The 11,548-nt window shown below is 47.9% G+C and carries 11 protein-coding genes; 6 read left to right on the top strand and 5 right to left on the bottom strand.

Translation table 11 applies throughout. The annotated features are described in order from the left end of the window. Positions 1-8 precede the first annotated feature (8 nt). Together ACO0LC_RS04650 and ACO0LC_RS04655 are read left to right on the top strand one after the other, a co-directional pair. A complete protein-coding gene (locus tag ACO0LC_RS04650) occupies positions 9-509 on the top strand; it encodes a DUF1579 domain-containing protein (protein ID WP_423001098.1) in 501 nt (166 codons plus the stop codon). A gap of 22 nt (positions 510-531) precedes the next feature. After that, on the top strand, positions 532-1,146 hold the full coding sequence (locus ACO0LC_RS04655) for a glutathione S-transferase family protein (RefSeq protein WP_423001100.1): 615 nt from the start codon (positions 532-534) through the stop codon (positions 1,144-1,146). On the opposite strand, the gene ACO0LC_RS04660 is transcribed toward ACO0LC_RS04655, so the two are convergent. Then, a complete protein-coding gene (locus ACO0LC_RS04660) occupies positions 1,143-2,120 on the bottom strand; it encodes a bifunctional helix-turn-helix transcriptional regulator/GNAT family N-acetyltransferase (protein WP_423001102.1) in 978 nt (325 codons plus the stop codon). The genes ACO0LC_RS04655 and ACO0LC_RS04660 overlap by 4 nt on opposite strands. Positions 2,121-2,376: 256 nt before the next feature. Here ACO0LC_RS04660 and ACO0LC_RS04665 point away from each other — a divergent pair, with 256 nt between their 5' ends. The 4 genes from ACO0LC_RS04665 (at position 2,377) to ACO0LC_RS04680 (ending at position 5,474) form a co-directional block, all read left to right on the top strand. Next, positions 2,377-2,676, top strand: a complete 300-nt coding sequence (locus ACO0LC_RS04665; protein WP_423001104.1) for a FeoA family protein — start codon at positions 2,377-2,379, stop codon at positions 2,674-2,676. Next, a complete protein-coding gene (feoB, locus tag ACO0LC_RS04670) occupies positions 2,676-4,565 on the top strand; it encodes a ferrous iron transporter B (protein WP_423001106.1) in 1,890 nt (629 codons plus the stop codon). Before ACO0LC_RS04665 ends, feoB begins: the two co-directional genes overlap by 1 nt. Before the next feature lie 3 nt (positions 4,566-4,568). Next, complete coding sequence (locus ACO0LC_RS04675; RefSeq protein ID WP_423001108.1) at positions 4,569-4,838, top strand: hypothetical protein; 270 nt, start codon at positions 4,569-4,571, stop codon at positions 4,836-4,838. A gap of 108 nt (positions 4,839-4,946) precedes the next feature. After that, positions 4,947-5,474 (top strand): hypothetical protein, encoded by a 528-nt coding sequence (locus ACO0LC_RS04680; protein WP_423001109.1) that lies wholly within the window; start codon positions 4,947-4,949, stop codon positions 5,472-5,474. Between the two features lie 86 nt (positions 5,475-5,560). On the opposite strand, the gene ACO0LC_RS04685 is transcribed toward ACO0LC_RS04680, so the two are convergent. From ACO0LC_RS04685 to ACO0LC_RS04700, 4 genes are all read right to left on the bottom strand, one after another. Then, a complete protein-coding gene (locus tag ACO0LC_RS04685; RefSeq protein ID WP_423001111.1) occupies positions 5,561-7,162 on the bottom strand; it encodes an ABC-F family ATPase in 1,602 nt (533 codons plus the stop codon). 213 nt (positions 7,163-7,375) lie between these two features. Next, a complete protein-coding gene (locus ACO0LC_RS04690) occupies positions 7,376-7,987 on the bottom strand; it encodes an ABC transporter ATP-binding protein (protein WP_423001113.1) in 612 nt (203 codons plus the stop codon). Beyond that, a complete protein-coding gene (locus ACO0LC_RS04695) occupies positions 7,978-9,012 on the bottom strand; it encodes a hypothetical protein (protein ID WP_423001115.1) in 1,035 nt (344 codons plus the stop codon). The genes ACO0LC_RS04690 and ACO0LC_RS04695 overlap by 10 nt, the downstream gene beginning before the upstream one ends. Before the next feature lie 201 nt (positions 9,013-9,213). Beyond that, positions 9,214-11,292: a 3-hydroxyacyl-CoA dehydrogenase NAD-binding domain-containing protein gene (locus ACO0LC_RS04700; protein WP_423001117.1), complete on the bottom strand. Its 2,079-nt coding sequence runs from the start codon at positions 11,290-11,292 to the stop codon at positions 9,214-9,216. Positions 11,293-11,548 lie beyond the last annotated feature (256 nt).

Genomic DNA, 11,548 nt, shown 5'->3' on the forward strand with positions numbered 1-11,548 from the left:
GAGAAAATATGAGCACAATAACAAGCACCAGTAGCATCAAAGACTTTGATTTTTTTATTGGAAATTGGGCAGTGAAGCACCGCCGCCTCAAAGAGCGGCTTGCAGGCTGCCATGAATGGCAGGAATTTAAGGGTAATACCAGTGTCATCAAGTTACTCGGTGGAGCAGCTAACGTTGATGACAATTTGCTGGAAATGCCAGACGGAGCCTATCGGGCAGCGACTCTACGTGCATTTGATGCAGACAAAAAAACCTGGTCTATATGGTGGCTGGATGGCCGCTACCCATCCCATCTGGATGTGCCCATGCAAGGACAATTCAGCAACGGTATTGGTGAGTTTTATGCAGACGACATCTTTGCCGGGCAAACAATACGTGTACGCTTTTTATGGAGCATGCCGGCAATAGATCAACCGCGCTGGGAGCAGGCATTTTCCACCGATGGCGGCATCCATTGGGAAACTAACTGGATCATGGATTTTCACAGATATGCTCTGCATTCCACCTGATCATTCTATGGGGACATGTCACATGAAATTATTTGGAAGCATAGATTCTGGGCACTCATTCAAGCCGCGCTCATTTCTACTACTTGCTGGCATACCCCATGAATACCATGGAGTAGACCTTGCGCTGGCCAGATCTGCGCGGCCAGACAATTTTGTCTCCGTCAGCAAATTTGGTGAAGTACCCGTGCTTGTGGATGGCGAGCGGGCAATGTGCCAATCGAATGCAATACTGATCTACCTGGCACAAAAAACCAAACTGTATTGTGGATACGATGAATATGAGTGGCAATCCATACTCGAATGGCTAAGCTGGGAAAGCAATCGCATAGGTTTTAGCATACCTAACTTGCGCTATGCTTTGCGCTGGGCACCCCAAGCACCAGAAGTAATAACTTATTTGCGTGATCGCACGATGACTGATTTGTTGACACTGGATCGTGTATTTGCCGAAAGCGAATTTTTGCTGCCCTCAGGAGTCACTGTTGCCGACCTCAGTTGCTCAGCTTATTTGTTTTGGATGCCACAGGCAGGAATCGATGAAGCAGTATTTCCGAATATTCAACGCTGGTTATCGTCGATCCGCGCGTTGCCCGGCTGGGTTCATCCAGATATTGCGTTGGTAGCAGCCGTCAGTTAAAGCAGACAATCAAGTACAGGGCGGGAAAAGCGTTGCTCCATGACTTCTTCACCCCATTGTCGACCAGGTCGCTCTTCGAGCAATACAAATCCGGCGGCTTCATACAGGCGTCGTGCTGCATCCAAGCCTCTGAAGGTCCACAATTGTATTTCACTGAATTGCTGTTGCACGCAAAAAGAAATGGCTTTGGTGAGCAAGCGTCTGCCTAAACCGCTACCACGCAACTCATCATCGACGATAAACCAGCGCAGATGCGCGATATTGTTACCCAAGTCCTCGCCATCTATAGCGATAACGGCGACGACTTTAGCCTCGCACACAGCAAACCATAGTTGATTGCACGGTTTATCCAGGCGTCCGGCAAACTCAGCCATGCCACCAGCCACTTTAGCCTCAAAAAAATGTCCAAATCCTGCAAAATCTGCATAGTAATTGGCGTGCATTTCCACTGTGCGCCCCAACACGCCTGGCTGATAACCACACACTATATTCACCTCATGCCCCATAGGAAATACAGTTGGGCGCACCTCTTTGCGACTAGCCGCCAACGCCTCTGCATAAACACTTAGCCCATGCTGAACTTTACTTTGCGCCGATGCTGACATATTGCTTAGCGCATTACTGACTTGCGCATATGCGAACTGGTTGATAGCTATCAGGGCTTGATGGCCTTTGGCGCTCAGGGCAAGCTGTTTTTCACGGCCATCTTTTTCGGTGCCAGTTTCGATTAATTCTCCATTGTCTATCAACTTGCGCAGCATGCGGCTGATACTGGATTTTTCAAGACAGAGGACATCGCAGAGTTCAGTAGCACTACTGATGCCATTTTCTCCGATTTCGATTAAGGCATGTACAGCAGAAGCTGAAAGATGAGTGCCAGCCAGCGTCGGTTTCATAAAACCCAGTTCACGCACTAATTTACGCGAGGCATCTCGAATAGCTTGAATACAGAATTGAGGATTGTTGGTATTCATGGTCGTCTGTCATATAGTTGCACTATACAACCATATGACGCAACCCTTTTTTTTGCAAGTCTTATTTCCATTCTGCGTCACCGGCTTTTTATTATCAAAAACAGAAGATTGTCACATAAAGAAAAATAAGCCCTTTTTGTCTTGAAGTAAGTCAATCCAGAACGTTACAAATGCCCATAGCGATTGAAACATAATTGGTATTGATATATATTCTCATTATCATTTAGAGTTGCATATAGACCAAAGGAACGACGCCATGAGCAGCCTGCCAATAAAGCAAGCAATTGCCACGACATTGAATCAAATGCGCGTGGGGGATTCTGGCGTGGTTGTCGATGTTGAAGATCAGGGTGATGCAAAAAACGAGAGCCTGTTCAATATTACCCGTCGCCTGAAAGAATTAGGTTTTGTCAAAGGTGAATCAGTCAAGGTACTGCATAAAGGTTATTTTGGTGGAGAGCCCCTGGCTGTCAGGATTGGTCAATCTACCTTTGCCTTGCGAAATTTCGAAGCTGCTTTAATCGGTGTTACTCATACAGAAAAAGTAGGAACATAGTGAACGAATTGTTTTCTCCGCGCATTGCTCTTGTCGGTAACCCTAATTGCGGAAAAACTGCACTTTTCAATCGATTGACAGGTGCAAGGCAAAAAGTGGCAAATTATGCTGGTGTCACCATAGAACGGAAAGAGGGTAAATTCCGCTCTACTGCGGGGCGTCACTGGCAAGTACTGGACTTACCGGGCACATACAGCCTGCATGCCATCACTCCCGACGAAAAAATCACTCAGGATGTTGTCACTGGCCGACGTGCAGATGAAGCTATGCCTGATGCAATTGTTTGCGTCGTCGATGCCACCAATTTAAAGCGTGGCTTGCGTGTGGTATTTGAATTGCTTGCGCTTGGACAGCCCCTCATCCTCGCCATCAACATGATGGATATTGCTAAAAAACGCCATATCCATGTCGACATTGCTGCACTGAGAAGTACTCTGAATATTCCCGTGGTCGAAACTGTTGCCGTCGACCCTGCAGGCGTAGACGCCTTGCTGAGTGAGCTTGAGTCATTGGCACAAACACTGCAACCCAATGGCAATATGACGCCACACGCTCTGTCTGAACAAAGCCCTGAAAGTTTACAACAGCAAGCCAATGCCGTACTGGCTGCCTGTGTTACGCAAAGTGCCGATGCTGTCAGCGAACGTGCTGCCAATTTGAGTTTTCGCATGGATAGCTGGATCTTGCATCCCTTTATCGGCCCCATTATTTTTGCCACCTTAATGTTCCTGGTATTCCAGGCAGTATTTGCCTGGGCTCAAGTACCCATGGACTTGATCAAGTCATCGATAGACAGTGCAGGCGCTGCCGTTGAAGCTGCACTGGCACCAGGTATATTGCAAGGCTTGCTGGTGAAAGGCATCATAGGTGGCGCCGGCAGTGTACTGGTATTTTTGCCGCAGATTGTGATCCTCTTTTTTTTCATCCTGGTGATGGAAGATTCAGGTTATCTGCCACGCGCCGCTTTCTTGCTCGACAGGGTCATGGGCAAAGTCGGTTTATCAGGCCGCGCCTTTATTCCCCTGCTTTCAAGCTTTGCATGCGCCATCCCTGGCATCATGGCCACCCGTACCATACAAAATCCCCGTGACCGTTTGGTAACGATCATGATTGCGCCTCTGATGACTTGCTCAGCACGCTTGCCGGTGTATGCATTAATCATCGCCGCCTTCATCCCTGAGCAAACTGTGCTGGGTGTATTGAACCTGCAAGGACTGGTCTTGTTCCTGCTTTATCTGGCAGGCATAGTATCTGCCATGCTGGTCGCCTATTTCTTTAAGACAAAATGGGGGAGTCAGGTTCACCAGCAGGCTTTAATGCTGGAACTGCCCGATTATCGCTTGCCCAATATACGTAATCTGCTACTGGGCTTATGGGAAAGGATTAAGATTTTCGTCACCCGTGTGGGGACCATTATCCTGGCTCTGATGATTTTACTTTGGTTTCTCAGCAGTTTCCCTGGCGCACCGGAAAATGCAACTCAACCTGCGATCTATTACAGTATTGCCGGATATCTGGGCCGCATGCTCGAAGTAGTATTCGCGCCTATCGGTTTCAACTGGCAAATCTGTATTGCCCTGGTGCCTGGCCTGGCTGCACGCGAAGTTGCGGTAGCAGCCTTGGGTACGGTATATGCGCTCTCGCAATCTGGTGAAGAACTGAGTCGTTCGCTGGAACCCTTGATTGCTCACTCATGGAGTATACCTACCGCCCTGTCCTTGCTGGCATGGTATGTATTTGCGCCGCAATGCGTGGCTACTTTAAGTGTGGTCAGGCGTGAAACCAATACCCTGCGCTATCCGGTGTTGATGGCAGCTTATTTATTTGCGCTGGCTTATGCTGCATCCTTCCTGACTTACCATATTTCTACGTTTTTCCTGGGGAAATAAACCATGCAAAACCTGGTTGCAACTCTATTACTGACCTTGGCTTTTGTCTATCTTGTGCTGAAATGGATGCCAGCTGGAGCTAAAGAAAAGATCAGGATATATAGCCTGAGTCGATTCCCTGCCATGGAGCCCTTATTTAGCAAACTGGTCAAGCAAACGGCAGGATGTGGCTCTGGTTGCAGTAATTGCTCGTCTTCATCCGAGGATAGCTGCACAAACTCGCTTGAAGCAAAACCTATCAAGCTGATTCGTAAAACATCCCCTCAGAGATAAGTAATGCTTATCTCTGGCTTTCATTGGCAGCCCGCCTGAATTGATGTATCCTCAAAAAAGCAGAAACAATTTCTGACATATTGAGACAAACAAAGGCTGTAGCTGGACATGACTGCAAGTATCTACGACAAGACAGAAAAAGGCCGGGAAGAAATCACCACCAGGAAATATCAACTGGCGTCCAGATTGCGCACTTTATTGGTCATGATAGACGGCAAGCAAACCGCTGCCGAGATCATGAAAAAAGTATCTGCACTGGGTTTAACGGAAGAAAATTTGCAAGAACTGCTGGCGCAAGAATTCATTGCTGAAACGTCTGTACAAGCTGATTTGCTGGCAGATGCCTCGGTCACCGTAGCAGAGGCTGAGGCAGATGAGCCATCATCAGTATCCGCAGAACTATCGATGACGGATGCTGAGCGTTTTCAGGCGCTATACAGCTTTTACAATGAAACCATCAAGAGCGCCATAGGCTTGCGCGGCTATGGCTTGCAACTCAAGGTAGAGCGTGCCGCAAATATTGACGATTTTCGGGCACTGAGACAGACGTATGTGGAAGCAGTCCAAAAAGCAAAGGGGCCAGAAATGGCACGCAGCTTGAGTGACAGGCTGGATTTATTACTAGGCAAGACTTAAATAATTAATTACTTAAAAGCCTATTTGTCATACAAGAACAAAAAAGCCAGGTATCAACCTGGCTTTTTCTTTACACCTACCCTCTTTTACTCGATACCTTGGCTACTCAGGTATTCTTCATAAGTGCCCTGGAAATCGATAATTTTGTTTTCCTTGATTTCCAATACACGCGTCGCCAAAGAGGACACAAATTCACGGTCATGCGACACGAAAATCAGGGTGCCTGCATATTTTTCCAGTGCGATATTCAGCGACTCGATAGATTCCATGTCCATGTGATTGGTTGGCTCATCCATCAACAAGACATTATGGCGACCCAACATCAACTTGCCATACATCATGCGACCTTTTTCACCACCGGACAGCACCTTGACTGATTTTTTAACGTCATCACCACCGAACAGCAAACGGCCAAGAATCGAGCGTACTGCCTGATCATCATCACCCTCTTGTGTCCACTGGCCTATCCAGTCAGTCAGGTTTTTATCCGATGCAAATTCTTCGGTAGGATCTTGCGGCATATAACCGACATTGGCATTTTCTGCCCATTTGACAATGCCATAATCAGCGTGCATTCCAGTGATGTCATCACCGCCTATGCAACGCAACAGCGTGGTTTTACCGATGCCGTTGGCACCGATAATCGCGATTCTTTCACCTGCCTCCACCATCAGATCGACATTTTTGAACAATGGCTTGTCATAAGCTTTGCTCAAGGATTGCACCTCTACAGCCAGACGATGCAATTTCTTTTCGCCGTCGAAACGCACGAAAGGATTTTGACGGCTGGATGGTTTGAAATCTTCAATCTTGATTTTATCAATCTGCTTGGCACGTGAAGTTGCCTGGCGCGCCTTGGATTTATTGGCAGAGAAGCGGCGTACAAAGTCTTGCAACTCAGCGACTTTTTCCTTGGCCTTGGCATTGTTCGCCATTTGCTGCGCACGTGCCTGTGACGATGCCAGCATGTAGTCATCGTAATTGCCTGGATACACTTTCAGCGTGCCGTAATCCATATCTGCCATGTGCGTACATACCTGATTCAGGAAATGGCGATCATGGGAAATGATGATCATGGTGGAATTGCGTTCGTTCAGAATATCTTCCAGCCAGCGAATGGTGTTGATGTCCAGGTTATTCGTCGGCTCATCAAGCAGCAGAATGTCTGGATTGGAGAACAAGGCCTGTGCCAGCAAGACGCGCAATTTCCATCCTGGTGCAACCGCGCTCATGACGCCCTGGTGTTGATCAGTTGGTATGCCTACGCCCAGCAATAATTCACCGGCACGCGCTTCAGCAGTGTAGCCATCGTATTCAGCAAACTTGGCTTCGAGGTCTGCCGCTTTCATGTAGTCATCGTCAGTCGCTTCAGGATTGGCGTAAATCGCATCCCGTTCCGACATTGCTGCCCACATTTCTATATGGCCCATCATGACCACGTCCAGCACGCGCATGTCTTCAAAAGCAAATTGATCTTGGCGCAATTTACCCAGGCGCTCATTTTGATCCAGCATGACTGTGCCTGAGGATTGCTCAAGGTCACCGCCAAGAATCTTCATGAATGTGGATTTGCCACAGCCATTGGCACCGATCAGGCCATAACGGTTACCTTCGCCAAATTTGACTGAGATATTTTCAAACAGCGGCTTGGGGCCGAACTGCATGGTGATATTAGCGGTAGAAAGCATGTAAGTTTAAATCTTTATTTAATTAAATCAAAGCGTTAGGCACAATCTTCCGATTATACACCAACCACTATTAAGCACTGTATAGCACACTGAAAATCAATGACTTACAACTGTATATTTAATAATTAATCTTTTGTAAGTAGCAAAAATTGAAATTTAAAATGGATGCATGATGGTGTTTGTGACACTCTTCTTTCTGGCGCCGTGTACCATTCAATCGCCGACAATCATCTCACCAACCAAAGGCACATCGGGTGCCACATGGCTAGTCACCAAAATGCATTGACGAGCCTGCCGTGCCGGGTCGCTTAATTGCTGGCGCAGGTAATCTACGGCTTCGACATCAAGCGCATTAAACGGCTCATCAATTAAAAGCAGCTTCACGGGTAAAGCTAGTGCCAGGGATAAATACATTTTCTTGTGCTGGCCTAGCGAGAGTGTGTCGATAGTTTGCTTTAACATTGGCAGCAAACCAAATGCGGCCAAATTGATGTTCAGGTCTGCTGCGCGCGCTGCTGGATACAGACTCATATGTAAGTCAAGAAATTCCTGCACGGTCAGCCAAGCGAAGTCCGGGGTTTCACTACTACACCAAAAACATTGCAAGCGCCAAGCAAAGCCTTGCTGACGAAGATTGCAGTCATCAAGGAAAATGTCACCTTTAGGGGCATGCAGTGATCCGGCCAGTACTTTTAATAAGGTGGTTTTCCCTGCACCATTTCTGCCGCGCAGCCATGTGATACCCGCGCCCACAGTGAATGAATACGCCCAAAAAAGACTGCGGTTCGGATAGGCAAAACACAAATTTCGTACGCTCAATTCCACAATTCACTCCCGATTGCCGTCAGAATTACCATAAACAAGATAATGATGCGGGCGCGCACTGCTGATGATAAATGGCTCAAGCTCACAATGATCACTTGCGCTATTAATTGCGCGCCAATATACCAGTGAGCCACCCCAGCATGAAAACTGTCGCCCTTGCCGGAGAGTAGTATGGCAAACAACGCCAGCACCACATTGGCAGGAATGATACACATGAACTTGCTCAATACCTCGAGCGGCAACAATGCAAATGGTAGTGCGCGCAGGTGCGGACGCAAACGCTGCATTTGCTCTTGGACCGCTTTACTGCCTTGGTCGGTTAGGATCAAGGTCAAGCTGCTGGCGCTGATGCAAAACAGAAAGCGCACAAACGGCGGGCCTGGTTGCAGCCAAAGCCAGAACATTGTTGCAGCGGAGATGAACAGCATGCATTGCTTGATACCGATCCCATTTTCCAGGCGCCAGAACGGCAACCAAAACAGCTTATACCATTGGTGCAACAAGCCTGGACCTTGGCTTTGCTGTTGGTAGGACAACATCGATATCACATGAGGTTTGCGCAACGTGGCGCGCATCAACCTCCATTCCAGGCATTGTTGGCGTAAATGCAGCACCAGCGTGCCAAACAGCAGAATTAGTGCTAGTGAAATGAGCATCATTGCTACACCGCTAACCGCAACCTGATGGCTGGCCGGCATTTCAAACCAGCATGCAAGGGTAGAAAGCGCATAGGCAATAGCAAGTGGGAAAATGAAGAGCCGAACTACCGCAACATGCGCCAGCCAGCGCTCGGTCGGCTTGACAGGTAGCGTACGACTCCACAGCAACACATCCTTGGGTAATAGACGCTTACGCAATAAAAAGATCGGCAGCGTCAATATCGCCGAATAAGCAAGCAATACCCCAAGCACGTTTTGCAAAGGCCAGTGTTCGGCCATCCATATCGCGTTGAGCCACAGAGGCCAAGACAACAATGCCACTGCCATAAGTATCGCTTGCCCGGCAGCAAGCAAGATCACTTCCATCGAGCTCTTCATACTCGACGCGAACTGGTATAAGCCGTACCGGGCTTGTTTGACATGAAATTGGGAATAAGCAGTCATTGTGTTGTATCACTTGGCAGTAATAGTAAGTCAAGCATTGGCGAGATTACTTCTTCACCAATAGAAAATGGCTTATCTGAAGATTACCCCCAGACAAGCCATTTTTAATTTCAAGTAATTTACTTAATTGAAAGTTTTTCCTTCTGCAGCCAGTTTTGCCAGCAAAGGTGCCGGTTTCCAGGCATCGCCATGACGGCCTTTGGCATATTTCTCCATGGCCATGACCACATTAGGCAAGCCCACGGTATCGGCGTAGAACATAGGTCCACCAGTATGCAATGGGAAGCCATAGCCAGTCAGATACACCATATCGATATCAGAAGCACGTGTCGCTATGCCCTCTTCCAAGATGTAGGCCGCCTCATTGACAAGAGCAAATATCAGGCGCTCGACAATTTCCTGATCAGAAATTTTGCGACGCGTAATACCCAGGTCAGCGGAGTGCTGGACGATCATGTCATTCACGATGCTTGAAGGATAAGCTTTGCGGTCGCCCGGTTTATAGTCATACCAGCCTGCGCCGGTTTTTTGCCCGAAACGCCCCAGCTCGCACAGCGAATCTGCCGTTTTGGAATAAGTGATCTGTGGTTTTTCTACATAACGGCGTTTGCGGATATACCAGCCGATATCATTGCCAGCCAGATCGCCCATACGGAATGGCCCCATGGCAAAGCCCATTTTTTCTACGGCTTTATCCACCTGTTCAGGCGTACATCCCTCTTCCAGCAAGAAACCTGCCTGACGGCTGTATTGTTCTATCATGCGATTGCCGATGAAGCCATCGCAAACGCCGGATACCACGCCAGTTTTCTTGATTTTCTTGGACAGGCCCAACACCGTTGCCAGCACATCTTTGGCAGTTTTTTTGCCGCGTACGATTTCCAGCAATTTCATGACATTTGCTGGACTGAAGAAATGGGTACCGATAACATCTTCAGGGCGTTTGGTGAAGTCAGCAATCTTGTCGACGTCCAGTGTTGAGGTATTCGACGCCAGAATAGCGCCCTGCTTCATCACTTCATCCAGTTTTTTGAAAACTTGTTCCTTGACACCCATGTCTTCAAACACCGCTTCAATGACGATATCTGCCTGAGCAATCTCGTCATACGACAAAGTACCTGTGATCAGGCCCACACGCTGGTCAAATTTCTCTTGAGTCAGCTTGCCTTTTTTAAGCGTGTTTTCATAATTCTTGCGGATAGTCGCCAGACCTTTGTCCAAGGCTTCCTGCTTCATTTCCAGAATTTTCACAGGGATGCCAGCGTTGGCAAAGTTCATGGCAATGCCACCACCCATGGTGCCAGCTCCGATAACGGCAACTGATTTGATGGGACGAGTTGGTGTATCTTCCGGTACATCCGGCAATTTGCTCGCAGCACGCTCACCAAAGAAGGCATGACGCAAGGCCTTGGATTCTGTGGTTTGTACCAGGTCAACAAATAATTCACGCTCAAATTTGATGCCATCATCAAATTTCTTGGTGATAGCGGCAGCCACTGCTTCCACACATTTCAAAGGTGCAGGGAAAGGGCCAGCCATTGCGCGCACTGTATTGCGTGAGAATTGCAGGTAAGCTTCATAATTTGGATAATCAATCTTGATATCACGCACCTTGGGTAAAGGTCGCACATCAGCAACTTTAGCGGCAAATGCGAGCGCCGCTTCCAGTACATCGCCTTCCACAACTTCATTGAAGATCGCTGTCTTGGCCAGTTTCTCAGAGGGCACAGGCGTACCAGAGACTATCATGTTCAATGCCATTTCCAGGCCCAGCACGCGCGGCAGGCGCTGTGTGCCACCAGCTCCAGGCAAGATGCCCAATTTAACTTCAGGCAAGGCAATTTGCGCTCCCTTGGACGCTATGCGGTAGTTACAACCCAGCGCCAACTCCAGGCCACCGCCCATGCAAACAGTATGAATAGCCGCGACGACCGGCTTATCCGATCCTTCGACTACATTGATAAGGGTGTGCAAGCTAGGCTCGGCAGATGCTTTGGGAGAATTGAATTCCTTGATATCCGCACCGCCGGAAAATGCCTTACCAGCACCTGTAATGACAATGGCTTTGACAGCATCATCATTCAATGCCTGCTTCATGCCATTCACCGCTGCTGTACGGGTAGCATGGCCTAGTCCATTGACAGGCGGATTGTTCAGAGTAATTACGGCAATATTGCCATTCACTTGGTATTCGGCGCTCATGTCTCTTCCTATAGGTGAAATACTGCTTGGATTTGCCAGTTCAGTGCTTAAAAAATTGGGAATAAGCTTATTTTTTGCTTACTATACCGCAAAATAGTACGAGCGTATTATTTTTATTTGGGTTTTTATTTTGCTTTTTGCTGGTATAAACATCGGGGTAAGCAAGCCTTCTGGTTTGTGAAGTATCAATAAATTAAACATCTTTGTCACTATATGCCAAAATCAGGAGAAATCCTTCCTTATGTCAGATTGGCAG

The organism is Undibacterium sp. JH2W, from assembly GCF_049340425.1.
Lineage (GTDB): Bacteria > Pseudomonadota > Gammaproteobacteria > Burkholderiales > Burkholderiaceae_D > Undibacterium.